This window comes from Halarchaeum sp. CBA1220 (genome assembly GCF_003721175.2).
Classification (GTDB): Archaea; Halobacteriota; Halobacteria; order Halobacteriales; family Halobacteriaceae; genus Halarchaeum; species Halarchaeum grantii.
This window is the reverse complement of record NZ_CP054707.1, coordinates 1,545,609-1,569,843: the sequence shown is the minus strand read 5'-3', so window position 1 is coordinate 1,569,843 and position 24,235 is coordinate 1,545,609. Positions and strand designations below refer to the sequence as shown.

Below are 24,235 nucleotides of genomic sequence, written 5' to 3'. Positions count from 1 at the left end.
GACGCCGCCCCAGCCTCACGACCGCACGGGCGCCTCAGACGTCGGCGGGCGTGTCGAAGTCGTGGTAGTGCTCGCCCTTCTCCTTCGAGAGGATGTTGAGCGCGGCCGCCGCGCCGTCGCCCGCGGAGATGACCGCCTGCCACTCCTCGGCACGCACCATCGCGCCCGTCGCGTAGACGCCCGCCACGGACGTCTCCATCGTCACGTCCGCCTCGACGACGCCGTCCTCGTCGAGGGCGCACCCGAGTTCCTCCGCGAGGTCGCGGTTCGCGCCCGTCGCGAGCACGACGTAGGTCGCGGTGTGCTCCTCGCCGTCGGCGGTGACGACGAACGCCTCGCCGTCGCGCTCGACGGCCTCGACCTCGGTGTCCTCGTGGAGCGTCGCACCGTGGTCGGCGGTCGTCTGCTCGCGCGCCCGTTCGAGGAAGACGTCGCCGTCCATCGAGCGGATACCGAGGTAGTTGAAGAGGTGGGCCTTGTGGAGCCACGTCCCGTCGCCGTCGAACGCGACGGTTTCGAGGTCGTTCTTCGCGCAGAAGAGCGCGGCGCTGAGGCCGGCGGGACCGCCGCCGACGACGATGACGTCTGCGTCACTCATGGTGTGTCGTGCGTTCGCACGACGCATAAAACCACACGGCGGCGCGCGTCTACTCGACGTGTCCGCGAAGCGCCCGGTGGCGATACCGGAACGCCGCCTCGAACCCCGCCTTCGCGACCTCGTCCGCGACGGGCGAGAGCGGCCCCGTCGGCGTCCGGTACTCGATGCGGTCCCGGCAGAGCGTCCGGCCGCCCTCCGCGTAGAAGAGGTGGGTGTGCTCCCACTCCGGGAACGGCCCCTCCACCATCACGTCCCGGAAGTAGGCCGTCCCGCCGTCGCGCTCGCGCGCCGTAATCTCCGAGACCGTCCGCTGGGGCGGCCCGACACCGAAGGGACGGACCGAGAGCTCGAGACGCGACCCGACTTCGAGGACGTCCGGGTCCGGCTCGCCGTCGGGGCCGACGATGCGCTCGACGCGCAGGTTCGCCCACCGCGGCGTCAACGCCACGAGGCCGTCCGCCCGGTCGTGGAACGCCCAGACCGCGTCTAGCGGCGCCGATACCCACGACTCGTGCTCGAAAGTCGCCATACCGTGCAGAGACGCGCCTGCGCCAAAACGTCTCGGATGGGGTCCTACTTCAGTCGCTCCTGCAGGAACGAGGGGTGTGCGGCCGTCACACCGTCGATACCGAGGATATCGTCGCTGATGACGTCGCCGAGGGCGTTCCCGTCCGCCGCGCGGACCTCCGCCATCAGCATGTGGTCGCCCGAGGACGTGTAGAGCGACCGCACCGACTCGAGGTCGATGAGGTCGCGCGTCGCCTCCACGTAGCGCTCGGACGCGACGTCGATGCCGACCATCGCAATCGACTGCCCGGAGAGCTTCTTCGGGTCCACCTCGGCCGTGTAGCCGACGATGACCCCCGTCTCCTCGAGTTCGTTCACGTACTTGCGGACGGTGGGCTTCGAGACGTTCGCGCGCTCGGCGAGCTCGGAGTACGACGCCTGCGCGTCCTCCTCGAGCGCCGCGAGGATTCGTTCCTCCGTCGATTCACTACTCACGACACTCTCTTTGGTACGAGAGAAAAAATATCTTCCGAAGCGGAAACCGGGTTAGGCGTGCCGGTCGATGAAGTCGTAGGAGCGCTCCCACTCGCCGTCCTCGAAGTACCGCTCCGCGAGCGGCTGCTCCGGGAGCTCGCCGCGCTGGCGCTTCTCCTGCTGGTAGGACGGACGCTCGTCGTCGACGAAGTAGCGACCGGTGAGGACCTTCCCCTCGTAGAGGGCGTCCTCCGTCTCGTGCATCGCGTCCTGTGCGGCGCGACGGTCGTGGATGTCGAAGTCGTACTCCTCGGAGTCCTGAATGTCGATGTAGGGGACGTACTGCTTCGCGTCCTTGTTCCACGTCGGGCACTGCGTCAGGAAGTCGACGTGGCTGAAGCCGTCGTGCTGGATGGCCTCCTTGATGATCTCCTTCGCCTGGTTCGGGTTGACGGCGGCCGTCCGCGCGACGTAGGACGAGCCCGCCGTCAGGCTCATCGAGAGCGGGCGGATCGGCGTCTTCGCGTTGCCGTTCGGCTGCGTCTTCGACTTGTGGCCCTTCGGCGAGGTCGGGGAGGTCTGACCCTTCGTCAGCCCGAAGACCTCGTTGTTGAACACGATGTACGTCATGTCGTGGTTCTCGCGGGCCGTGTGGATGAAGTGGTTCCCACCGATCCCGTAGCCGTCGCCGTCACCGCCCGCCGCGATGACCTCGAGGCCGTCGTTCGCGAGCTTCGCCGCGCGAGCGACCGGCAGCGAGCGGCCGTGGATCGTGTGGAACCCGTAGCTGTCGAAGTAGCTGTTGAGCTTCCCCGAGCAGCCGATACCCGTCGCGAGGAGGATCTCCTCCGGGTTCTTGCCGAGCTCCGCCATCGCGCCCTTCAGGGCCTTCAGCACACCGTAGTCACCACAGCCCGGACACCACGTCGGCTGGGGCTCGATGCTGGGCGTGAACTCGTCCTGCGCTACCTCTCGTTCGTCGCCGATTGCGCTAAACGCACTCATGATTAGTCACCACCTGCCGCGGCTTCGAACCGCGTGTTCGAGGAGAGTTCCTCGCCGCTCCCGTGCTCCTCGACCGCCTCGACGATCTCGGCGGGCTCGAACGGGTTGCCGTCGTACTTCAGGAGCGAGGAGATCTTCTCGCCGTACTGCCCGAGGTTCTTCTGGATGACGCCACGGAACTGCGCCGTCGACGACATCTCGACGACGAGCACGTCGTCGACGCTCTCGATGAACTCGGAGAGGAACTCCTTGGGGAAGGGCGCCATCTCGGAGACGCTGAGCCCCTTCACGCTGTGGCCGTTCTCGTTCAGGCGCTCGACGGCCTCCTCGACGGTGCCGGACTGGCTGCCCCACGAGATGACGCCGTAGTCGGCGGACTCCTCACCGTAGACCTGCTGGCGCTCGTCGGCGTCGAGGTTCTCGCGGATCGACGCGAGCTTCTCGTTGCGCCGGTCGACCTGCGCCTTCCGGTTCGAGGGGCTCTCGCTGATGTGGCCCTCGGGGGTGTGCTCGTTGCCGGTCGCGAGGTAGCGACCGCCCTTCTGCCCGGGGATGGAGCGCGGGCTGACGCCGTCCTCGCCCTCGTGCTGGAACCGGTGATAGATGCCGGTCTCGCCGTGGGGCTGGTCCTTCAGCTCCTCCTCGGTCAGGACGCTCCCGAGGTCCGGGTTCGGCGCCTGGTCGAAGGTGCTCTTCGGGACGTTCCGGTGCTCCCCGGAGAGCTTCTGGTCGTAGATGACCATGACCGGAATCTGGTAGTCGTAGGCGATCTGGAACGCCTTGCGCGTCTGCTCGTAGCACTCGACCTGGTTCGAGGGCGCGAAGACGACGCGGTGGCTGTCGCCCTGACTCGTGTAGAGGACGTGCTCGAGGTCGGCCTGCTCGGGCTTCGTCGGCATCCCCGTAGAGGGACCGGCCCGCATCGACTCGACGAGCACGAGCGGCGTCTCGGTCATCTCCGCGAGGCCGAGCGGCTCGCTCATCAGCGAGAACCCGCCACCCGAGGAGCCGGACATGGCCTTCACGCCGGCGTGCGAGGCGCCGACCGCGAGCGCGGCCGCCGCGATCTCGTCCTCGACCTGCTCGCTGATGCCGCCGACGTCGGGCATCAGGTTCGTCAGGATGGTGAAGACGTCCGTCCACGGCGTCATCGGGTAGCCCGCGATGAAGCGACAGCCCTCGTCGAGGGCGCCGTACGCGATGCCGTGGCTCCCGGAGACGAGCACCTGCTCCTCGTCGTGCTCGCCCTCGGGAACGGTGACGTCGTGGGCGTCCGGGTCGTACTCCTCCTGGACGTGCTCGTAGGCGTCCTCGAGGACGTTCAGGTTGGCCTCGAGGATGTCGCCACCCATCGCCTCGGCCATCAGGTCCTCGACGTAGGTGGTGTCGATGCCCGTGAGCGCGGCGGTGACGCCGACGCCGGCCGTGTTGCGCATGATCTCGCGGCCGTGCTCCTTGGCGATGCCGCGGAGGTCGACGTCGTAGACGTGCCAGTCGTTCTCCTCGACGCGCTGGTCGAAGTTCTCGATGTCGGCGGTGTCGAGGAGCCCGGAGTCGTAGACGATGACTCCGCCCTCGCGGAGGTCGTCGAGGTTCTCGGCGAGCGGCTTGACCTCCTCCTCGCCGTAGTAGGCGTTCTCCTTGGGGTTCCGGGCGAACGAGTCACCGAGCGCGACGAGGAAGTTGTACCCGTCGCCTCGGGACTTGACCTCCTCCGACGATGCACGGATCTCCACATACGTGTGGCCGCCACGGATGCGCGAGGGGTAGTGTCGGTGCGTGAAAACGTTGAGCCCCGAGCGCATCAGAGCCTTCGCGAAATTCTGGCTCGTCGAGTCGATTCCGTCTCCGGAACCGCCCGCGATTCGCCAGATGAGTTCGTCGTCAGTCATAATGTATGTCCTCGCCCCCTGCGTGGGACGCTGCTGGTGACTTCGAACGTCACTCACTAAATCGTTTGCCATCCATTACCAAGGAAAAATGATGATGTTTTCTCCGGACCGTCGCGGACGAACGTCCACCCGACGGCGCGTAAACACTCAGAACGGCCGCTGAGCCACGCGCTACCACGGCGCGCTGCGGGCAGTTTATGCTCACGTGTCGCCGAGCATAGACGATGCGCGTCGCCCTCCTCTGCCTCCTCGTTCTCCTCGCCGCACCCACCGGTGTGCTCGCCACCGACGGCCCCCCGCTCGCCGACGCCGGCCTCGACCAGCGCGGTACCGTCGACCGACCGGTCTACCTCGACGGGACGGGCGCCACCGACCCCGACGGGGCGCTCGCCGACTACCGCTGGCGCGTCGCGGGCCCGAGCGGAACCGCCGTTCCCCTCGACTGTGAGACGTGCGCCCGCACGCACTTCGTGCCGCGAACGCTCGGCCGCTACACCGTGTCGCTCACCGTCGCCGACGACGCCGGCGACACCGCCACCGACCGCCTCTACGTCCGCATCGGCGCGGGCGGGGCCGCCGTCGCGGACGGCGACGTCACGCTCGCGCTCGACGGCCCCCGGACCGCGACCGTCGGCGACACCGTCCGCTACCGTGCGCGCGTCAACGCGACCGAGCGGCCGATGTCCCTCGAATGGCGAATCGGCGGCCGAGTCGTTCGCACGCACGCGCCCGCCGACGACGCCGTCCTCGACTACACCGTCCGGGAGCGGGGGCGCTATCGCGTGAGCGTCACCGCGACCGACGCGGCCGGCGACCGCGCGACCGCCTCGCTGAACGCGACCGCGACGGGAACTGCCTCCGACGGGGTGCCGCAGGGGCCACAGCCGACCGTCACCGGCCCGCGCGTCCTCACGGGCGGCGCCGATAGCGCCACCTATCGGCTCGACTCGACCGGCGGCTCGTACGTCGACTGGTTCCTCGACGACCGGCGCGTCGGGGAGGGACCGGCCGTCGCCGTCTCGCTCACGCCGGGCGCCCACGACCTCCACGCCGTCCGGCAGACCTCGCAGGGCCCCGTGAGGCTCACCTTCGCCGGGAACGAGACGGAGGTCGTCGTCGACCCGGGGCCGACGCTCGACGTGGCCGTCCTCCACGGCGGTGACGCGCTCAGCGTGGACGCGCGAGCGTTCGACCCCGTCGGCGACCTCGACGTCCTCGCGCTCAGCGTCGACGGCGAGCCCGTCGACGCCGCGCGCGACGCCGGCGCGGCCCGACTGAACGGAACGTACGCCGTCGCCGCCGGAACCCACGACGTCGTCGTGAGCGCGAGCGACGCGCGCGGACAGAGCGCACGCGTCGCTCGGAACGTGACTATCGAGGCGCGCTCGCCGCGCGTCGAATGTACGGAGACGACCCCGATCACGTGGCTCCCGCCGGTCCTCGTCTGCGAGGTCGTCTAAGTAGCGTTGGGTGGCGCTACCGGCGCAGGCCGCCGCGCTCCGAGACGTCGAGGATGTGGCGCATGTTCCGATAGAGCGCCTCGGACGAGGCCACCTCCGACTCGTCGTAGCGGTCGCTGACGCGGTGGACGAGCGCCGCGATCTTCTCCGCCTCGCTCGACTCCTCCGCGCGGAGGTCCTCGGCGACGGCACGGAGCACGTCGCGTTTCGTCTCGTCGTCGAACTCGGCCATCAGCGGAGGTTCTGTCGGTTCAGGATGCCCGCCATGTCGGCGGTGCTCGCGGCGAGGTCGCGGAAGGCTTCGCCGACGTCGCTCTCGTCGTCGAGGGCGACCGGACTCCCTTGGTCGCCGCCCGAACGCACGCTGGGGTCGAGCGGGATGGACCCGAGGAAGGGGAGGTCGTTCTCCTCGGCGAACGCCTCGCCGCCGCCGCTCCCGAAGACGTCGTGCGTCGACCCGCAGTCCGGGCAGACGAACGTGCTCATGTTCTCCACGATGCCCAACACGGGCGTGTCGTGCGTCCCGAACATCTCGAGGCCCTTCTGCGCGTCGTCGATGGCGACGTCCTGCGGCGTCGTCACCACCACCGACCCCGTCACCGGTATCGTCTGGAGGACCGTGAGCTGCGTGTCCCCCGTGCCGGGCGGGAGGTCGACGATGAGGTAGTCGAGGTAGCCCCACTCGACGTCCTCGACGAGCTGCGTGAGCACCTTGTGGACCATCGGGCCGCGCCAGATGACGGGGTCGTCCCCGCCCGTGAGGAAGGCCATGCTCATCAGCTTCACGCCGAACTTCTCCGGCGGGACGAGCGTCTCCTCCTCGGTCGCCTGCGGGGCCTCGTCGGCCGACACCATTCGGGGGACGTTCGGCCCGTAGACGTCCGCGTCGAAGAGGCCGACGCGCGCGCCGCGCTTCGAGAGCGCCGCCGCGAGGTTCACCGCGACCGTCGACTTCCCCACGCCGCCCTTCCCGGACGCGACGGTGATGACGTTCTTCACGTTCGGCAGCACGGCGTCCTCGCCCGCCGCCGCGTCCTGATCGGGGTGGTACGCGGAGAGGTCGGGTTCGAGGCCCTCCGCGCTGAGGACCTCGCGGACGCGGTCGGCGATGCCCGACTCCGACGGCGAGTACGGCGTCCCGAGCGCGAGTGAGACGTGTGCGACGCCGTCCTCGACGGTGACGTCGTTGACGATGCCGAGCGAGACGATGTCGTCCCCGAGGTCCGGGTCCTCGACCTCACGGAGTGCGGCCTTGACGTCCGCTTCGTTCATGGAGCCGTTACGCTCCGTGGCGTGAATAAGGGTTGTGACGCCCGGTCGCGCCGCCGCTTCCGGGAGCCGAGCGGACGGACTTGCGGCTCGTGGGCACGCTCGCGTGTCGCGTGTGCGGCTGGCCACCCGCGTGTGCGTCCTCCACAAGTCGTGGATAGCGCGCACCGCCGCCCCTACCCGCGCGCTTATCTGTCCACGCGTGCGACCGTAACGCATGCTCGAGGATGGGTTCGGTCGCGAAGTGACCGGGGTCCGGGTCTCCCTGACGGACCGCTGTAACTTCGACTGCGTCTACTGTCACAACGAGGGACTCGGCGACACCCGTGGCCCGATGGCGGCGCGCGACCACGAGATGAGCGCGGACGACATCGTCCGCTTCCTCGAGGTCGTGGAGGGGTTCGGCGTCGACGCCGTGAAGTTCACCGGCGGCGAGCCGATGCTCCGGGACGACCTCGAAGAGATCGTCCGTCGGACGCCGGACTCGATGGAGGTGTCGCTCACCACGAACGGCACCTTCCTCCCCGGTCGCGCCGAGGACCTCGTCGTGGCCGGCGTCGAGCGCGTGAACGTCTCGCAGGACGCCCTCGACGCCGACGCGTTCAAGGCCGTCACCCAGTCCGGCGCGTACGACCAGGTCATCGAGGGCGTGAAAGCCGCCGTCGACGCCGGCCTCGACCCCGTGAAGCTCAACATGGTGCTCTTCGAGCAGACGAAGGGCTACGTCCCCGAGATGGTCGATTACGTCGCCGAGAACGACGGCCTCCAGCTCCAGCTCATCGAGTTCATGCCCGAACTGGTGGGGAAGCCCGAGTGGGCCGTCGACGTCGCGAAGGTCCACGACTGGCTCGAAGGGGAGGCCGACCGCGTGGAGGTCCGGGAGATGCACGACCGCAAGCGCTACTGGGTCGACGGCGGGATGGTCGAGATCGTCGACCCCGTCGGCAACGAGGAGTTCTGCGCGAACTGCCATCGCGTGCGCGTGACACATGAGGGGTACCTGAAGGGCTGTCTGAACCGGAACGACGACCTCCGCTCGATGGGCGAGATGTCCCGCGAGGAAATCGCGAACGCGTTCCGCGAAACGGTCGCGAACCGCGTCCCCTACTACGGCGAGTACATGGTGCGCGACGACGAGGGCGGCTGGACGGTGAACGAGGAGTACCTCGACGCGCCCCGCGACGCCCCGGTCGCCGCCGACGACTGACCACGCGCTACCGCCGCCGACCGAGCACCTCTAGGGGCCTCCGATGGCCGCCGTCCGCGCCGTTTCCTGACTCCCCGTCGGTCGTTCGCACGCCTCCGCCGTTTCGTGATAGTTAAGTAGGGTCGGTGATTCGGATAGAGTGCAGTCACTGTAGGGGCGTTCGGTCCCGAGTCCGAGAGGGCGACAGTAACCATCGAGCGGGTCGTGGTAGCCTAGCCTGGTCAAGGCGCAGGGTTGCTAACTCTGTGGCTCACCGCCTCCGGGGTTCAAATCCCCGCCACGACGCCTCTCCACACATCGACCATACCATGAGCGAAGAACAACAAGCGGAGACGGACGAAGAGGAGGACATCCGATACTTCGTCCGCATCGGGCAGACCGACCTCGACGGCACCAAGTCCGTCGAGCGCGCCCTCTCCGAGATGGACGGCATCGGCCGCCGGGTCTCCCGCGTGGTCGCCGCCAACGCCGACGTGGACCGAACCGCCACGCTCGGCCGTCTCGACGATGAGCCTATCGAGCGCATCGTCGAGGCAGTGGAGAACTTCGCCGACGAAGTTCCTGACTGGCTGGCGAACCGCCGGAACGACTTCTACACCGGCGAGACCGAACACATCACGGGCAACGACGTCTCCCTCACCCGGAATCAGGACGTTAACCGGATGCGGATGATCCGGTCCTACAAGGGCGTGCGCCACGAGCGCGGACAGAAGGTCCGCGGTCAGCGCACGAAGTCCACCGGGCGTACGGAGGGCACCATCGGTGTCAACGTCGAGGCCCTGAAGGAAGAAGCAGAAGAAGAGGAGGGTGGTGAATAATGGCGCTTCCCGGTGAGAACACCAAGTTCTACGAGACGCCGAACCACCCCTACCAGGGCGAGCGCATCTCCGAGGAGGCCGACCTCCTCGGGCGCTACGGCCTGAAGAACAAAGAGGAGCTCTGGCGAGCGCAGTCCGAACTGCGTTCCTACCGCCGCGAGGCCCGTGAACTCCTCGGTCGCGTGACCGAGGAGGGCTCGGAGGGCGAGGAGTTCGTCTCCCGCCTCCGCCGCCTCGGCATCCTCGGTGAGTCCGACGAACTGGACGCGGTCCTCTCGCTGGACGTGACGGACGTCCTCGAGCGCCGCCTCCAGACCGTCGCCTACCGCAAGGGCCTGGCGAGCACGCCGCAGCAGGCGCGCCAGTTCATCGTCCACGGCCACGTCACCGTCGACGGGAGCCGCGTTACGGCCCCCTCGACGAAGGTCGACGTCGCCACGGAGGACGCCATCGCGTTCGACGAGACGAGCCCGCTCACCGACGAGCTCCACCCGGCTCGCGCCGACAACCAGGAGTAATCCAATGGCAGAGAACGACGCAGACGGCAAGTGGGGCATCGCACACGTGCACGCCTCGTTCAACAACACGCTGCTCACGGTCACCGACGAGACCGGCGCCGAGACGCTGGCCAAGTCCAGCGGCGGTGCCGTCGTCAAGCAGAACCGTGACGAGGCGTCCCCCTACGCCGCGATGCAGATGGCCGAACAGCTCGCCGAAGACCTGAAAGAACAGGGTATCGAGGGCGTCCACGTCCGCGTCCGTGGCCCCGGTGGAAACCTCCAGCGGAGCCCCGGCCCCGGTGCGCAGGCCACCATCCGAGCGCTCGCTCGCGCGGGCCTCGAGATCGGCCGCATCGAGGACGTCACCCCGATCCCCCACGACGGGACCCGCCCGCCGAAGAACAGCGGTTACTAACCACACGACATGGCAACGGACTTCGACGTCGAATTCATCGAAACGGGCGACCGCGACGCGCGATTCCTCGTCAGAGGGATCACGCCAGCGTTCGCCAACGGCATCCGCCGGGCGATCCTCGCGGACGTCCCGACGCTCTCCATCGACACCGTGCGGTTCGTCGAGAACTCGAGCGTCCTGTTCGACGAGGTGCTCGCCCTCCGCATGGGGCTCGTCCCGCTGACGACCCCGGAGGGCGAGTTCGACGAGGACGACGTCGTCACCCTCGCCATCGACGTGGAGGGACCGGAGACCGCGTACAGCGGTGATCTGGTCTCCTCTGACCCGCAAGTCGAACCCGCCGACGAGAACATTCCCCTCATCGAGCTGAAGGACGGGCAGCGTCTGGAAGCCGAGGCCGAGGCCAAACTCGGTCGGGGTCGCGACCACGCGAAGTTCCAAGGCGGGGTGGCCGTCGGCTATCGCCACCTCCAGCACGTCGAGGTCGGTGACGACGCCTCCGAGTACGCTGAAGACGAACCGAACATCGTCCGTGGCGTCATCGAGGACGGCGACGAGCTCGTCGCCACCTCGGAGTTCGGCCACGACCTCACGAACCGGTATCCGGGGAAGGAGGTCACGGTCGAGGACGTCCCGAACGCCTTCGTCTTCCACGTCGAGTCCGACGGGTCGATGCCCGTCGACGAACTGGTGCTCCGCGCCGTGGAGTCACTCTCCATGCGTGCGGACGAACTACGCGAGAAGGTCAGTCTCTAAGACGTAACACATGACCCGCCACACCACCACCGACGCGCGCCCGACGCCCGTAGCGACGGGTACGCGTCGGCAGGGGGCAATCGAAAGCCCCTTTAGGTGGCGGCGGGAACGGTGTATCGTCGGTAAGACCGCGCCTTCTCAGTGGGCGTGCAGGGATAGCCAAGTTTGGCCAAAGGCGCAGCGTTCAGGGCGCTGTCTCGTAGGAGTTCGCAGGTTCAAATCCTGCTCCCTGCACTCCACACCCTTATACTCTCATCAGGAGTCAGAACCATGAGCAAGACGAGCCCGAGACTCAGTAGTCTCATCGCCCAACTCAAGTCCGTCGCCCGCGATTCGGGTGCGGACGTATGGCACGACGTCGCCGGCCGGCTGGAGAAGCCGCGCTCGACGCACGCCGAGGTGAATCTGAGTCGTATCGAACGGTATGCGAACGAGGACGAGACAGTCGTCGTCCCCGGCAAGGTACTCGGCTCGGGTGCCCTCCGGAAGTCCGTGACGGTCGCCGCGGTGGACTTTTCGTCCAGCGCGGAAACGAAGATCGAGCACGCGGACGGCGAAGTCGTCCAGTTGGCACAAGCAGTTGAACAGAACCCCGAAGGATCCAACGTCCGGGTGATCCGATGAGCGCCGCAGAATTCGACGCGGACGTCGTCGTCGACGCCCGCGACTGTATCATGGGTCGCGTCGCCTCGAACGTCGCCGAGCTCGCGCTCGACGGCAAGACGGTCGCAGTCGTCAACACCGAGGACGCGGTCATCACGGGGAACGAAGAGGACGTCTTCGGGACGTACCGCAAGCGCGCCGAGCTCGGCTCGGACAGCGGCCCGTACTACCCGAAGCGCCCGGATCGCATCTTCAAGCGCGCGGTGCGCGGGATGCTACCCTACAAGACGGATCGCGGTCGAGAGGCGTTCGAGAACGTCCGCCTCTACGTCGGCAACCACGTCGACGAGGAGGGCGAGGTGCTCGAAGGCACCTCGCTCGACCGGCTCTCGAACATCAAGTTCGTCACCCTCGGAGAGGTCTCCGAGGAGCTGGGGGCTAACAAGACATGGTAACCAACACGAGCGGTAAGAAGAAGACGGCCGTCGCTCGCGCGACGGTCTCCGACGGCGAGGGTCGCGTGCGAATCAACTCGACGCCCGTCGAGCTCGTCGAGCCGGAGATGTCCCGCCTCAAGATGCTGGAGCCGTTCCGCATCGCGGGCGAGGAGATCCGCGACGAGATCGACATCGACGTCACCGTGGACGGCGGCGGCTACGCCGGCCAGGCGGACGCCGTCCGAACGGCCATCGCGCGCGGCATCGTCGAGCACCGCAACGACGCGGAGCTCCGTGACGCGTTCATGGAGTTCGACCGGCAGCTGCTGGTCAACGACGTCCGGCGCAAGGAGCCGAAGAAGTGGGGCGGGCCCGGCGCTCGGGCGCGCTACCAGAAGTCCTACCGCTGAGGTATACAAACCATGATGGTACCAGTCCGGTGTTTCACGTGCGGGAAAGTCATCGGTGAACACTGGGAGGAGTTCAAGGCGCGAGCCGCGAGCAAGGAGGGCGACGAGGACCCCGCAGCGGTCCTCGACGACCTCGGTCTGGATCGGCACTGCTGCCGCCGGATGTTCGTCTCGCACCAGGACCTCGTCGACGTGGTCTCACCCTACCAGTAGTATGCCCGACTTCAACCGCTACGAGAAAGCACGCATCATCGGGGCGCGAGCGCTCCAGGTCTCCTACGGCGCACCCGTGCTGGTCGACACCGACCAGACGGAGCCGATACTGATCGCCGCCGAGGAGTACGACGCGAACGCGCTCCCGTTCACCGTCCGGAGGGAGAAACAGTGACACGAATCGAAACCGTCCGCCTGCGCGCAGTCCTCGACTCGCGCGGCAACAAGACCGTGGAAGCGGACGTACTCACGGAATCCGGCGGCTTCGGCCGCGCGGCCGCCCCGTCCGGGGCGTCCACCGGTGAGTACGAAGCCATCGAGCTGCCGGTCAACGAGGCCATCGCGGCGGCCCGCGAGCACGCGGTCCCCCGTCTCGAGGGGCGCGTCTACGCCGGCGACCAGCGCGAAGTGGACGAGACGCTTCGTGCGGCCGACGGCACCGAGGACTTCTCGGAGATCGGCGCGAACTCCGCGGTCGCGATCAGCATGGCGGCGGCGAAGGCGGGGGCGGACGTCCTCGGCGCGCCGCTCTACCAGCACCTCGGCGGCGCCTTCCGTGGCGGGAACTTCCCGGTTCCCCTCGGGAACGTCGTCGGCGGCGGCGAGCACGCCCAGGAGGCGACGGCCATCCAGGAGTTCCTCGCCGCGCCGGTCGGTGCGCCGAGCGTGAAGGACGCGGTCTTCGCGAACGCGCAGGTTCACGCCGAAATCGGCCGACTGCTCGAGGAGCGCGGCACGCCCGCCGCGAAGGGCGACGAGGGCGCGTGGGCGCCCCCGATCTCGGACGCGGACGCGTTCGATCTCGTCGCGGAGGCCGTCGAGACCGTCGAGGACGAGGTCGGCTTCGAGATCAAGTTCGGCCTCGACATGGCGGCCGCCGAGACCTTCGAGGACGGCGAGTACGTCTACGGTGACGAGGTCCGCTCCACGGAGGAGCAGATCGACTACGTCGCCGGACTGGTCGACGAGTACGACCTCGCGTACGTCGAGGACCCGCTCGACGAGGACGCCTACGAGGCGTTCGCCGAACTCACCGACCGCGTCGGTGACCGGACGCTCATCTGCGGTGACGACCTGTTCGTCACGAACGTCGAGCGTCTGGAGGACGGCATCGAGGAGGGCGCTGGGAACAGCATCCTCATCAAGCCGAACCAGATCGGCACCCTCTCCGACGCCTTCGACGCCATCGAGCTCGCCACCCGGAACGGCTACGAGTCGGTCGTGAGCCACCGGAGCGGCGAGACCGAGGACACGACTATCGCACACCTCGCCGTGGCGACCGACGCCCCGTTCATCAAGACGGGGACGGTCCAGGGCGAGCGCACCGCCAAACTCAACGAACTCATCCGCATCGCGGACGAGGCACTATGAGCGAGAACGAAGACAGCGAGGCCGAACTCGAGGAGGCCCCCGAGGACGCCGCCGAGGTCGCGGACGAGGAGTCCGAGACGACGGCGGAGGTCGACGTCGAGCAGACGGAGTCTGCGGACGACGACGCCACGGAGGCACCCGAGACGGCCGCACAGACGGAAGACGTAATGCCCGACGAGGAAGCCGACCTCCTCATCCCGGTCGAGGACTACCTGGCCGCGGGTGTCCACATCGGCACGCAGCAGAAGACCAAGGACATGGAGCGGTTCATTCACCGCGTCCGGACCGACGGTCTCTACGTGCTCGACGTCTCGACGACGGACGAGCGCATCCGCACTGCGGCGGACTTCCTCGAGAACTACAACCCCGAGCAGATCCTGGTCACGTCCTCGCGCCAGTACGGTCGCTTCCCCGCTGAGAAGTTCGCGGACGCGGTCGGCGCGCGCGCCCGGACGGGTCGCTTCATCCCGGGGACGCTGACGAACCCGCAGTACGACGGCTACATCGAGCCGGACGTCGTGGTCGTCACGGACCCGATCGGTGACAGCCAGGCGGTGAAGGAAGCGATCACGGTCGGTATCCCCGTGATCGCGATGTGTGACTCGAACAACTCCACGAGCAACGTCGACCTCGTCGTTCCGACGAACAACAAGGGTCGTCGTGCGCTCTCGGTCGTCTACTGGCTGCTCGCGAACGAGGTCCTCGACCGGCGCGGCGCGGAGCCGTCCTACAGTCTCGAGGACTTCGAGAGCGAGATCTAACGGCCGACTCATTCCTTTCGACGCCGAATCCGTAGTTACAACTCCGCGCGGCGTGAGGGGGCCGGTATGCAGGTGGCTGGAAAGTGCCGGCCGACGCGTGAGACGCTCGCCGCTGCGGCGAGACGCGGGTTCGATGCGGTCGAGCTCTACGTGACGCCCGCGCTCTTGGAGAGGGGGGTCGCGACGCTCGCCGAGACGGTGCGGGCGTCGCCCGTGGCGGTCTGTTCCGTCCATACGCCACACGTCCTGCCGAGCGAGCACGGCCCGCTCCGGGCGGCGGATCGGTTGGCGCGCGCGCTCGACGCGTACCTCGTCGTCCACACGCAGTACGCGAACATGACGCACACGGCGGAGCTGGCGGCGGCGGGCTTCGAGGCACCGCACGGCTACGAGAATCAGGCGGGCGCGAGTGTCCGGCACGTCGAGGCGCAGGTACTGGAGCGGGGCCACGAGTTGGTGCTCGACACCGCACACCTCTTCATGGCGCACGCGGACTATCTGTCGCGCTTCGAGGCGTTGCTCGCGGCGTACGGCGAGCGGATCGGCGTCGTCCACTTGACGGATTCGACGCCGGAGACGGACGGCGTCCCCTTCGGGGAGGGCGAGCTAGCGATGGACGCGCTCGCCCGGGCGCTGAAGGAGCGCTACGACGGCGTCGTCGTGTTGGAGGTGATGCCGCACGCGCAGGCCGACGCGCTCGCGCGCTTCGAGGCGGCTTAGCGCTCGACGACGCCGAGCCGGTAGTCGAAGCCCTCGACGAAGCGGACGCGCTTCCCGAAGAGAGTGCGCGTGGCGTCGAGCGGATGGCGTGTCGCGGCGTCCTCGACGTCGGCGCTGAGGAGGACGGACGCGGGACACGGCCCGAAGCGCTCGAGGCGCTCGCGGACGGGTCCGGTGTCGGGTTCGCAGAGGACGGCGTCCTGTCCGGGGAAGGCGGCGAGCGCGCCGAAGCGGTCGTCGTAGTCGCGCTCGGGCGCGGGGAGTCGGTAGAGCCGGGTGAAGCGCTCGACGGCGGCCTCGAGGTCGTGGACGGCGAGGACGACGCGGCCGATGCCGGAGACGGGCGAGCCGTAGAGGGTGCTGTCGGGAACGCGGTACTCGCGGGGGGTTCGGTCGGAGATGACGAACGGGAGGACGCTGTCGTCGCCGCCGAGGAAGCCGACGTCCCACTCGGCGGCGCCGTGCTCGGTCTCGCGGCGGCCGCGAACGGGACCGTGAACGGTGACGTCGTGGCTGATGGCGCGCTGGAGTTCGCTGTGGACGCTCCCGGCGTCGACGCACCACGCGCAGGGGCCGGCGTCGGCGGCGAGGAACTCCGGCCAGTGGCCGGCCCGTGTGCCGGTATCGACGGGCGCGAGGAGCTCGAGGTAGGAGCCGTCCGGGAGGACGAGCATCGCCATCTCGGTACCCATGGTCGGGTGTTTACCGCCGTAGCGGGGCTCGAAGCCGGCGTTCTCGAAGCGCGTGACGAGCGTGTCGAGGTCGGAGCCGGCGACGGGGACGTGGTCGATGACCGGGCGCATACGTCGGGTTGCACGCGGAGGGTGATAGGCGGCGCGGCCGGGAGGATTCCGAAAGGGTACTTACGGCGGGGCGCCGCGTGTTCGGGTATGCCGACCACTTCGAGCGCTCCGGGGAAGGTCTACCTCTTCGGGGAGCACGCGGTCGTCTACGGCGAGCCGGCGGTGCCGTGCGCCATCGAGCGCCGGGCGTCCGTGACGGTCCGCGAGCGGGACGACGACCGACTGCGGGTGAGCGCGGACGACTTGACACTGGACGGGTTCACGGTCGAGTACGGCGTCGACGGCGGGTCGCCGGACGTGGACGTGCCGACGCCGCTCATCGAGGCGGCGATGGGGTACGTGGACGCGTCGGTGGCGGCGGCGCGCGACGCGGCGGGTCGCCCGCAGGCGGGCTTCGACGTCGAAATCGAGAGCGACATCCCGCTGGGCGCGGGCCTCGGCTCGTCGGCGGCGGTCGTGGTCGCGGCCGTGGACGCGGCGACGCGCGAGCTCGGCGTGGCGCTCGCGCCGGAAGAGGTCGCCGAGTACGCCTACGAGGTGGAGTACGAGGTGCAGGACGGGGAGGCCTCCCGCGCGGACACGTTCTGCTCGGCGATGGGCGGTGCGGTCCGCGTGGAGGGCGACGCCTGCGAGACGCTGGACGCGCCCGACCTCCCGTTCGTCGTCGGATACGACGGCGCGAGTCACGACACGGGCGCGCTCGTCGCGGGGGTGCGCGCGCTGAAGGACGAGTACGACTTCGCCGAAGACACCGTCGAAGCCATCGGCGACCTCGTGCGGCAGGGCGAGGACGCGCTCGCCGAGGGCGACGTCGCGGAGCTGGGGCGGCTGATGGACTTCAATCACGGGCTGCTGTCGGCGCTCGGCGTCTCCGCGCGCTCGCTGGACGAGATGGTGTGGGCGGCGCGCGACGCGGGCGCGAGCGGCGCGAAGCTGACGGGCGCGGGCGGCGGCGGCTGTATCGTCGCGCTCGACGCGGGCGATTCGACGGAGACCGCGCTCTCGCTGACGCCGGCGTGCGCGGAGGCGTTCCGCGCGTCGCTCGCCCACGAGGGGGTGCGTGCGGAGTGATGCACGCCGAACACGTCCGTCGACGGGGGTGTCGGGCGTGACGACCGTTCTGAAGCTCGGCGGAAGCGTCGTCACGGCGAAGGACGAGCCGGAGACGGTGGACGCGGACGCGCTCGCGGCGGCGGCGGACGCGCTCGCGGACGCGACGGACGCCTCGAACGACGCGGACGTCGTGCTCGTGCACGGCGGCGGGTCGTTCGGGCACCCGCATGCGGCCGAGCACGACGTTTCGCCGGCGTCGGGAACGCACGACGCGGGCGCGGTCCGGGAGATTCACGGCGCGATGCGGCGGCTGAACGAACGGGTGTGTGCGGCGCTCGGGGAGCGCGACGTCCCGGCGGTCCCGCACCACCCGCACTCGGCGGGATACGTCGACGGCGACGAGACGCTGGCGCTCCCGCCGGACGGCGTCGGCGCGAAGCTCGACGAGGGGTTCCTGCCGGTGTTGCACGGCGACGTCGTGACGCACGTCGGCGCTGGCGCGACGGTGGTGAGCGGCGACGACCTCGTCGTGGCGCTCGCGCGCGGCCTCGACGCGGACCGCGTCGGCGTCTGCTCGACGGTTCCCGGCGTACTGGACGACGACGGCGACGTGATTCCCGAGATAACGGCGTACGCGGACGTCGCGGACGTCCTCGGCGGGAGCGACGCGACGGACGTCACCGGCGGGATGGCGGGGAAGGTCCGCGCGCTCCTCGCGCTCGACGCGCCCGTCTCGCTCTTCGGCCCGGACGCGCTCGCGGAGTTCCTCGCGGGCGGCGAACCGGGAACGCTCGTGGACTGAGCGGCGAAAACACTTGCAACGGTGGGGGGTGTGGGCCCCTACAGGCCGCCGAGGGTGGCGCGCTCGTCGTCGGTGAGGTCGATGTCGCTCGCGGCGACGTTCGCTTCGAGGTGCTCGACGCTGGAGGTGCCGGGAATCGGGAGCGTGACGTCGCTGTGCTCGAGGAGCCACGCGAGCGCGATCTGGTAGACGGAGGCGTCGTGGGCGTCCGCGACGGACTCGACGGCCTCGCGCGTCTCGCCCTCGAAGCCGTCACCCCAGCCGACGGGCGCGTAGGGGATGAAGCCGATGTCGTACTCCTCGCAGGCCTCGAGGACGTCCTCGTGCTCGCGGTTGCCGACGTTGTACTCGTTCTGGACGGTCGCGACCTCGACGTGGTCGCGTGCGGTCTCGAGTTCCTCGACGGTGACGTTCGAGAGGCCGACGTGCTCCACGAGGCCGTCGTCCTTCAGCTCGGCGAACGCCTGCACGGACGCCTCGAACTCGGTGTCCGGGTCGGGTCGGTGGAACTGGTAGAGGTCTATCGTCTCGACGCCGAGGCGGTCGCGGCTCGCGAGCACCTGATTGCGGATGTAGTCGGGGTCGCCGTGCGCGATCCAGTCGCTCTCGCGGTTCCGCAGGAGGCCGGCCTTCGTCGCGACGACGAGGTCGTCGCGGGACGCATCAAGCGCCTCGCCGATGAGGCGCTCGGAGACGCCGGGACCGTAGGAGTCGGCGGTGTCGATGAAGTCGACGCCGACGTCGTCCGCGCGCCGGAGGACGTCGCGGGCGTTTTCCTCGTCCTCGGGCGGGCCGATGATGTCGGGGCCGCAGAGGCGCATCGCGCCGAAGCCGAGTCGGTGGACGGTCAACTCGCCGCCGATGTCGAAGGTGTCGCTCTGGTTGCTGACCATACCGCTGGTTGTAGCGGCCGCCGGTAAGTCGCTGGGGAGGCGGCAGGCCGGGCGGGCTTTCGTCGCGGTCGTGGGGACTCTCCCACGGGACCGCCGCCGTTCGCGACGGCGAGGCGGAGAATCCAAACGAATTTCCTCGTACCCCGGCTATTCTCCCCTAATGGACGAGGACCTCCGCAAGCGGATTCGCCGGGAGGCCGAGGCGAACGCGCTGTTCAACGCGCTGAAACACGAGAGCGACGCCCAGGTCGGCGCGATCCTCGGGCCGCTGATGGGCGAGAACCCCGAGTTCCGCGAGCACGGCGACGAGGTCTCCGGCGTCGTCGCGCCCGTCGTGAACGAGGTGAACGGCCTCGACGAGGCGGAGAAGCGCGCGCGCCTCGAGGAGGTCGCGCCCGAGCGCCTCGCGGAACTCGACGCCGAGGACGAGGGCGAGGAGCACCCGCTGCCCGACCTCCCGAACGCCGAGGAGTACGAGGAGGTGCGGATGCGCTGTGCGCCGAACCCGAACGGCCCGTGGCACCTCGGACACGCACGGATGCCCTCGGTCATCGGGACGTACAAGGAGCGCTACGACGGCTGGATGCTGGTGCGCTTCGACGACACCGACCCGGAGACGAAACGCCCCGACCTCGAGGCCTACGACGCCATCCTCGACGACATCGACTACCTCGGCTTCGAGCCGGACGAAGTGGTGACAGCCTCCGAGCGGATGGAGACCTACTACGAGCACGCCCGCGAGCTCATCGAGCTGGGCGGGGCCTACACGTGTAGCTGTTCGGGCGAGGCGTTCTCCGAGCTGAAGAACGCCGGTGAGGCCTGCCCGCACCGCGAGAAGGACGTCGACACCGTCCGCGCGGAGTTCGCGGACATGGTCGAGGGCGAGTACGAGTCGGGGGAGATGGTGCTGCGCGTGAAGACGGACATCGAGCACAAGAACCCCGCGCTGCGCGACTTCGTCGCGTTCCGCATGGTGGACACGCCGCATCCGCGCGAGGCGGCGAGCGACTACCGGTGCTGGCCGATGCTCGACTTCCAGTCCGGCATCGACGACCATCTCCTCGGTATCACGCACATCATCCGCGGCATCGACCTGCAGGACTCCGCGAAGCGCCAGCAGTTCGTCTACGACTACTTCGACTGGGAGTATCCTGAAGTGGTTCACTGGGGCCACGTCCAGGTCGACGCCTACGACGTGAAGATGAGCACGTCGACCATCAAGGAGCGAATCGACGCCGGCGACCTCGACGGCTGGGACGACCCGCGCGCGCCCACCCTGCGGAGCGTCCGCCGGCGCGGCATCCGGGGGGACGCCATCGTGGACGCGATGGTCGAACTCGGCACCTCGACGTCGGACGTCGACCTCGCGATGTCGAGCATCTACGCGAACAACCGCGACCTCGTGGACGAGGAGACGGCGCGAGCGTTCCTCGTGCGCGACGGCTTCGACGCCCGCGACCCCGACGCCGAGACGGCGTACGAGGCCACCGAGGTACCCGTCGCGGGCGGCCCCGACAGCGCGCATCCGCCCGTCCACCCGAACCACGAGGAGCGCGGGACGCGCGACATCCCCGTCGGCGACGCGGTGCTCGTCGAGTCCCGCGACCTCCCCGCCGAGGGCGAGCGCGTCTGGCTGAAGGGGTACGGCCCCGTCCGCTACGACGGCGAGGAGTTCAACTACACGGACGACGACATCGACGTCGTGCGCGAGGAGGGCGTCGACGTCGTCCACTGGGTGCCCGCCGACGACAACGTGCCCGTCCGGATGCGCCGCATGGACGGCGACGTCCACGGCTACGCCGAACCCGGCTACGCGGCGTACGAACCCGACGACCTCGTGCAGTTCGTCCGCGTCGGCTTCGCGCGCTACGACCGCGAAAGTGAGGAGGAGACTGTCGCGTACTTCGCGCACGAGTAGCCACGCGACCGCCGCGACGCCTCCTCAGACGTAGTGGACGAGGAGGAGCGCGCCGAAGACGACGCCCGTGCAGAGGAGTTGGACGAGCACGGACGCGAGGATGCCGATGCTCGCGGTGAGCGCCGCGCGAACGCTCTTCTCGCCGTCGCCGTGGCGGCGGTACTCGCAGACCACGATAGTGCCGACGACGCCGATGGCGATTCCGATGGGACCGCCGAGCGGGAGCAGGAGGAGGCCGACGACGCCGGCGAGGACGGTGGTCCGCGTCGAGGCACCGCCGGCGTAGCCCGCGAGCGCGCCGCCGAACCAGTCGACGGCGGTCGCGACGACGCAGAGGGCGACGAGTGCCGCGAGGACGAGCGCGCCCGGGTCGCCGGTCTGCCACCAGTAGACGGCGACGCCGGCGAGCGAGACGAGGCCGCTCGGGAGGAGCGGGAGGACGCTCCCGACCATCCCGAGCGCGAGCAGGCCGAACGCGAGGAGGACGACGGCGTCCATCATCGGTGGCGCTCGCGCTCGCGCTCGGCGGCGTCGCCGCCCCACGCGTCACAGAGCGGCCGGAGCGCGTCGCCGAACGCCCGCATCGCCTGTCCCGTCGAGTGATAGCCGAGCTCGTCGGCGACGTCGTCCCACGGCCGACACTGGAGGAGCTTCAGGACGAGGAGGCGCTCGCGACGGACGGCGTCGCGCTCTTCAGCGGCGAGTGCCGGCGCGTCGTCGCGGACGAGCGCGCAGACGGCGAGGCGACGGAATGGCTCGGGGTCGACGCTGTACATCGCGGAGCCGTACGCGGAGCCGGCGACGACGCGCCACCGGTCGTCGGAGAGGTCGGGTTCGGGGGTGGCGTCGCAGGCGGCGAGCGCGGCGCGCGCGACGTCCGCGTCGAGGTCGGTGAGGCTGTCCGCGAGCACGCCGGCGATGCGCTCCGCGAACCACGACTCGTGGCGCGCGGCCAGCGCCGCCCCGCGCTCGCTCAGTGGGTCGAGCATGACCGCCGAGTACTCGCCGCTCGTGTCGTTTCGCGTCGTGGAGAGGTGGACGGTCGAGAACCCGTTTCGCGCCCAGAAGGAGAGCAACTGGGGCGTCGCGCCGTAGCCGACGCCGAGCCAGTCCGCTTCCCGGAACTCCTCTCGGACGCCGTCGAGGAGCGCGGAGCCCAGTCCCCGCGAGCGCGCGGCGTGGTGGGTGGCGATGCGGACGACGCGGTGGCCGACCGGTGCGGCGGCCGCCTCGTCGCGGAGCTGGCTCGTGAGGACGTCCGGGAGCATGTTCCCCTTCACGCGGCTCCCGGTGTACATCGCCTCGCGCGTCTCGGCGTCGAGGCCGCCCTCGCGGGCGAGGAGGCAGACGGCGACGACGTGGCCGTCGTGGCACAGCGCGCGGACGCGGAGGTTCGGCGCGTCGAGGAGGCGGGCGAGGTCGTCGGGCTCGGTCCGGTAGTGCGCGGCGACGAGCAGGCCGAACGCTTCGCGGAGCAGGCGTTCGTCGTCGGCGAGCGCCGCCTGCCCGAGGGCGGCGTACTCGCAGGTCTCGGGGTCGGCGTCGGCGACGAGCGGGTCGACGGGCGGGCGGGCGTCCAGGAGGAGCGCGCGGAACGCCCACACCTCTACGGGGTCGCCGGCGGCGTAGCGGATGGGGTCGTCGAGCCGAACGTCCGCCACGTCGAGGTCGCTCTCCGCAAGCGTCTCCCGGAAGCGCACGTCGAACCCGCGTCCGGCGCCCTCGTAGCCGTGGACGGTCGTGGTGAAGGCGACGCGGGGGGCGTCGAGGAACGCCTCGAGGAGGCGGACGGGGAGCGCGGCGGCCTCGTCGACGAGGACGACGTCCGGGTCGTCGGGCAGGTCGGCGGCCGCCGGCGGCTTGGCGAAGCGGACGCGGCCGCCGTCCGCGAGGGCGAGTCGCGTCGTCTCCGAGCGGTCGGCGGCGACGCCGAGGCGGTCGCAGACGCCCTCGGCGCGCGCGTAGAGTTCGCGGACGCTCCGGAACGACGGTGCGGTGACGAGGACGTCCAGCCCCTCGTCCGCGAGGCAGGCCGCCGCGATGCCGGCCGCGCTCGACTTCCCCCGGCCGCGGTCGGCCTCCGCGACGACCGCCGTCCCCGGGTCGCGGAGCGCCTCGAAGGCGTGGACTGCATCGACCTGGTCGGGGGTACGGCAGGCCTCGTAGGCCGCCCGTGGGAAGGCGTGCTCGTCGGGCGGCGACGGGTCGGGGCGGGGCAGTCGCGGCGCCGGATGCGTGCGGCCGTCGTCGGCGACGGTTCCGGTGTCGACGTCGACGATGGCGACGCCCCGGTGCGCGCGCAGCGTCGCGACGAGGCGGGCGCGAAAGCGACCCGCGACGTCGTCGCGGCCGAACGGCGGGACGGCCATCCCCTCGTCGAAGCGGTCGCGTCGCGCCGGCCACGCGTCGAGCGACGGCGTGACGAGCACGAGGAGGCCGCCGCCGTCGACGGCGCCCGTCACGCGTCCGAGGGCGTTCGGCCGGCACTCCTCGCGCGCGTCGTAGACGACGGCCTCACGCGTGGTGCCGAGGAGGGCGCCCGCATCGCGCGGCGTCACGTGCTCGCAGGCGAGCGCGTCGCGGTGGCCGACGAGCGTCGCGTCCGCCATCGCGACGTCGGCGGCGTCGAGCGCCTCGCGCGCGGCGTCGAGGCCCGCGTCGCCCGCTCCCGCGAGGACGAGCAGGCGACGCTCGTTCGTCGCGCGGGCCTCCGCGCGGAGTCGACTGGCGACGTCCCTGACGGTCATCACGCGGAATTGGCGCGCGAGGAGGAAGGGCGTTGCCTTCCGAGCCGCAGCGCCCGCGTCGCGACCGCGTCCGGTCCGTGCCTCGCGTTCGCACTCCGGCGGGCTTTGAAAGCGTTTTTAACCGAGGGGTTCGGAATACGGGGTACAGCCTTCGGGGGGTCATGATGCTCCTAGTCGCCACGGGACTTCGGCCGGCGGCGGAGCGCAAGCCCGCCCGAGGGAGTAGGTGAACGTAAAAATGCCAGTATACGTTGATTACGACGTCCCGGCCGACCTGCAGGAGCGAGCGCTCGAAGCGCTCGAGGTCGCCCGCGACACCGGTAGTGTCAAGAAGGGTACGAACGAGACGACCAAGGCCGTCGAGCGCGGCAACGCGGACCTCGTCCTCGTCGCCGAGGACGTCTCCCCCGAGGAGATCGTCCTCCACCTCCCCGAGCTCGCCGACGAGAAGGGCATCCCCTACATCTTCGTCGAGACGCAGGACGAACTCGGCGTCGCCGCCGGTCTCGAAGTCGGCTCCGCCGCCGCCGCCGTCGTCGACGCCGGCGACGCGGAGGACGACGTCGAGGACATCGGCGCGAAGATCGAGGAGCTGAAGTAGAC

The 24,235-nt window shown here is 69.7% G+C and carries 29 protein-coding genes and 2 tRNA genes; 20 read left to right on the top strand and 11 right to left on the bottom strand.

From position 1 onward, the window contains the following. Nucleotides 1–34: 34 nt before the first annotated feature. The 5 genes from EFA46_RS08540 to EFA46_RS08520 are packed head-to-tail and all read right to left on the bottom strand — an operon-like array spanning nt 35 to nt 4,476. Entirely contained in the window at nt 35–598 is a 564-nt protein-coding gene (locus tag EFA46_RS08540; RefSeq protein WP_123076694.1) for an FAD-dependent oxidoreductase, read from the bottom strand. A 49-nt stretch (nt 599–647) separates the two neighbouring features. After that, nucleotides 648–1,127, bottom strand: a complete 480-nt coding sequence (locus tag EFA46_RS08535; protein WP_123076696.1) for an SRPBCC family protein — start codon at nt 1,125–1,127, stop codon at nt 648–650. Between the two features lie 44 nt (nt 1,128–1,171). Then, the gene (gene lrpA1 / locus EFA46_RS08530) at nt 1,172–1,600 is read right to left on the bottom strand and encodes an HTH-type transcriptional regulator LrpA1 (RefSeq protein WP_123076698.1); all 429 of its coding nucleotides are present in this window, start codon (nt 1,598–1,600) and stop codon (nt 1,172–1,174) included. A 51-nt stretch (nt 1,601–1,651) separates the two neighbouring features. Continuing rightward, on the bottom strand, nt 1,652–2,584 hold the full coding sequence (locus tag EFA46_RS08525; protein ID WP_123076700.1) for a thiamine pyrophosphate-dependent enzyme: 933 nt from the start codon (nt 2,582–2,584) through the stop codon (nt 1,652–1,654). 2 nt (nt 2,585–2,586) lie between these two features. Continuing rightward, on the bottom strand, nt 2,587–4,476 hold the full coding sequence (locus EFA46_RS08520; protein ID WP_123076702.1) for a 2-oxoacid:acceptor oxidoreductase subunit alpha: 1,890 nt from the start codon (nt 4,474–4,476) through the stop codon (nt 2,587–2,589). A gap of 224 nt (nt 4,477–4,700) precedes the next feature. On the opposite strand from EFA46_RS08520, the gene EFA46_RS08515 reads away from it, so the two are divergent. Continuing rightward, nucleotides 4,701–5,936 carry a PKD domain-containing protein gene (locus tag EFA46_RS08515; RefSeq protein ID WP_158604263.1) on the top strand — a complete coding sequence of 412 codons (1,236 nt, stop codon included), beginning with the start codon at nt 4,701–4,703 and terminating at the stop codon, nt 5,934–5,936. A gap of 16 nt (nt 5,937–5,952) precedes the next feature. On the opposite strand, the gene EFA46_RS08510 is transcribed toward EFA46_RS08515, so the two are convergent. Next, nucleotides 5,953–6,168 carry a hypothetical protein gene (locus EFA46_RS08510; RefSeq protein WP_123076706.1) on the bottom strand — a complete coding sequence of 72 codons (216 nt, stop codon included), beginning with the start codon at nt 6,166–6,168 and terminating at the stop codon, nt 5,953–5,955. Then, entirely contained in the window at nt 6,168–7,208 is a 1,041-nt protein-coding gene (locus EFA46_RS08505) for an Mrp/NBP35 family ATP-binding protein (RefSeq protein WP_123076708.1), read from the bottom strand. Before EFA46_RS08505 ends, EFA46_RS08510 begins: the two co-directional genes overlap by 1 nt. A gap of 214 nt (nt 7,209–7,422) precedes the next feature. On the opposite strand from EFA46_RS08505, the gene moaA reads away from it, so the two are divergent. The 15 genes from moaA to EFA46_RS08430 all read left to right on the top strand — a co-directional run bounded on the left by moaA (nt 7,423) and on the right by EFA46_RS08430 (nt 15,416). Next, nucleotides 7,423–8,412: a GTP 3',8-cyclase MoaA gene (gene moaA, locus EFA46_RS08500; RefSeq protein ID WP_123076710.1), complete on the top strand. Its 990-nt coding sequence runs from the start codon at nt 7,423–7,425 to the stop codon at nt 8,410–8,412. A gap of 201 nt (nt 8,413–8,613) precedes the next feature. Then, a tRNA-Ser gene (locus EFA46_RS08495) sits at nt 8,614–8,697 on the top strand. Between the two features lie 23 nt (nt 8,698–8,720). Continuing rightward, nucleotides 8,721–9,230 carry a 30S ribosomal protein S13 gene (locus tag EFA46_RS08490; RefSeq protein WP_123076712.1) on the top strand — a complete coding sequence of 170 codons (510 nt, stop codon included), beginning with the start codon at nt 8,721–8,723 and terminating at the stop codon, nt 9,228–9,230. Continuing rightward, on the top strand, nt 9,230–9,748 hold the full coding sequence (locus EFA46_RS08485; protein WP_123076714.1) for a 30S ribosomal protein S4: 519 nt from the start codon (nt 9,230–9,232) through the stop codon (nt 9,746–9,748). The genes EFA46_RS08490 and EFA46_RS08485 overlap by 1 nt, the downstream gene beginning before the upstream one ends. Nucleotides 9,749–9,752: 4 nt before the next feature. After that, nucleotides 9,753–10,145: a 30S ribosomal protein S11 gene (locus EFA46_RS08480; protein ID WP_123076717.1), complete on the top strand. Its 393-nt coding sequence runs from the start codon at nt 9,753–9,755 to the stop codon at nt 10,143–10,145. Nucleotides 10,146–10,154: 9 nt separating this feature from the next. Next, entirely contained in the window at nt 10,155–10,901 is a 747-nt protein-coding gene (locus EFA46_RS08475; RefSeq protein ID WP_123076719.1) for a DNA-directed RNA polymerase subunit D, read from the top strand. 149 nt (nt 10,902–11,050) lie between these two features. Beyond that, nucleotides 11,051–11,135, top strand: a tRNA-Leu gene (locus EFA46_RS08470). Nucleotides 11,136–11,171: 36 nt separating this feature from the next. Beyond that, a complete protein-coding gene (locus EFA46_RS08465) occupies nt 11,172–11,525 on the top strand; it encodes a 50S ribosomal protein L18e (protein WP_123076721.1) in 354 nt (117 codons plus the stop codon). Further along, entirely contained in the window at nt 11,522–11,959 is a 438-nt protein-coding gene (locus EFA46_RS08460; protein WP_123076723.1) for a 50S ribosomal protein L13, read from the top strand. The genes EFA46_RS08465 and EFA46_RS08460 overlap by 4 nt, the downstream gene beginning before the upstream one ends. Then, complete coding sequence (locus EFA46_RS08455; protein WP_123076725.1) at nt 11,953–12,351, top strand: 30S ribosomal protein S9; 399 nt, start codon at nt 11,953–11,955, stop codon at nt 12,349–12,351. Before EFA46_RS08460 ends, EFA46_RS08455 begins: the two co-directional genes overlap by 7 nt. Before the next feature lie 12 nt (nt 12,352–12,363). Continuing rightward, nucleotides 12,364–12,564, top strand: a complete 201-nt coding sequence (locus EFA46_RS08450; protein WP_123076727.1) for a DNA-directed RNA polymerase subunit N — start codon at nt 12,364–12,366, stop codon at nt 12,562–12,564. 1 nt (nt 12,565) lies between these two features. Next, a complete protein-coding gene (locus tag EFA46_RS08445) occupies nt 12,566–12,739 on the top strand; it encodes a DNA-directed RNA polymerase subunit K (RefSeq protein ID WP_123076729.1) in 174 nt (57 codons plus the stop codon). Next, the gene (gene eno, locus EFA46_RS08440) at nt 12,736–13,935 is read left to right on the top strand and encodes a phosphopyruvate hydratase (RefSeq protein WP_123076731.1); all 1,200 of its coding nucleotides are present in this window, start codon (nt 12,736–12,738) and stop codon (nt 13,933–13,935) included. The genes EFA46_RS08445 and eno overlap by 4 nt, the downstream gene beginning before the upstream one ends. Beyond that, nucleotides 13,932–14,696: a 30S ribosomal protein S2 gene (gene rpsB / locus EFA46_RS08435; RefSeq protein WP_123076733.1), complete on the top strand. Its 765-nt coding sequence runs from the start codon at nt 13,932–13,934 to the stop codon at nt 14,694–14,696. The genes eno and rpsB overlap by 4 nt, the downstream gene beginning before the upstream one ends. Before the next feature lie 66 nt (nt 14,697–14,762). Next, nucleotides 14,763–15,416, top strand: a complete 654-nt coding sequence (locus EFA46_RS08430) for a sugar phosphate isomerase/epimerase (protein WP_123076735.1) — start codon at nt 14,763–14,765, stop codon at nt 15,414–15,416. On the opposite strand, the gene EFA46_RS08425 is transcribed toward EFA46_RS08430, so the two are convergent. After that, nucleotides 15,413–16,219, bottom strand: a complete 807-nt coding sequence (locus EFA46_RS08425) for a VOC family protein (protein ID WP_123076737.1) — start codon at nt 16,217–16,219, stop codon at nt 15,413–15,415. The two genes, EFA46_RS08430 and EFA46_RS08425, sit on opposite strands and share 4 nt — an antisense overlap. Nucleotides 16,220–16,306: 87 nt before the next feature. Between EFA46_RS08425 and mvk the strand changes: the two genes are divergently transcribed. Further along, on the top strand, nt 16,307–17,290 hold the full coding sequence (gene mvk / locus EFA46_RS08420; RefSeq protein ID WP_123076739.1) for a mevalonate kinase: 984 nt from the start codon (nt 16,307–16,309) through the stop codon (nt 17,288–17,290). Nucleotides 17,291–17,327: 37 nt separating this feature from the next. Further along, a complete protein-coding gene (locus tag EFA46_RS08415) occupies nt 17,328–18,074 on the top strand; it encodes an isopentenyl phosphate kinase (RefSeq protein WP_123077407.1) in 747 nt (248 codons plus the stop codon). A 38-nt stretch (nt 18,075–18,112) separates the two neighbouring features. Here the strand turns inward: EFA46_RS08415 and EFA46_RS08410 are convergent, their stop codons facing one another. After that, nucleotides 18,113–18,967 (bottom strand): aldo/keto reductase, encoded by an 855-nt coding sequence (locus EFA46_RS08410; RefSeq protein ID WP_123076741.1) that lies wholly within the window; start codon nt 18,965–18,967, stop codon nt 18,113–18,115. A gap of 160 nt (nt 18,968–19,127) precedes the next feature. Between EFA46_RS08410 and EFA46_RS08405 the strand changes: the two genes are divergently transcribed. Next, nucleotides 19,128–20,885, top strand: a complete 1,758-nt coding sequence (locus EFA46_RS08405; protein WP_123076743.1) for a glutamate--tRNA ligase — start codon at nt 19,128–19,130, stop codon at nt 20,883–20,885. Nucleotides 20,886–20,909: 24 nt separating this feature from the next. Here the strand turns inward: EFA46_RS08405 and EFA46_RS08400 are convergent, their stop codons facing one another. After that, complete coding sequence (locus tag EFA46_RS08400) at nt 20,910–21,386, bottom strand: DUF456 domain-containing protein (protein ID WP_123076745.1); 477 nt, start codon at nt 21,384–21,386, stop codon at nt 20,910–20,912. Next, nucleotides 21,383–23,632, bottom strand: coding sequence for a tRNA(Met) cytidine acetyltransferase TmcA (tmcA, locus tag EFA46_RS08395; RefSeq protein ID WP_123076747.1), 2,250 nt, complete (start codon nt 23,630–23,632; stop codon nt 21,383–21,385). The genes EFA46_RS08400 and tmcA overlap by 4 nt, the downstream gene beginning before the upstream one ends. 238 nt (nt 23,633–23,870) lie before the next feature. Here tmcA and rpl7ae point away from each other — a divergent pair, with 238 nt between their 5' ends. Next, nucleotides 23,871–24,233, top strand: coding sequence for a 50S ribosomal protein L7Ae (gene rpl7ae / locus EFA46_RS08390; protein ID WP_123076749.1), 363 nt, complete (start codon nt 23,871–23,873; stop codon nt 24,231–24,233). The last annotated feature ends 2 nt before the right edge of the window (nt 24,234–24,235 follow it).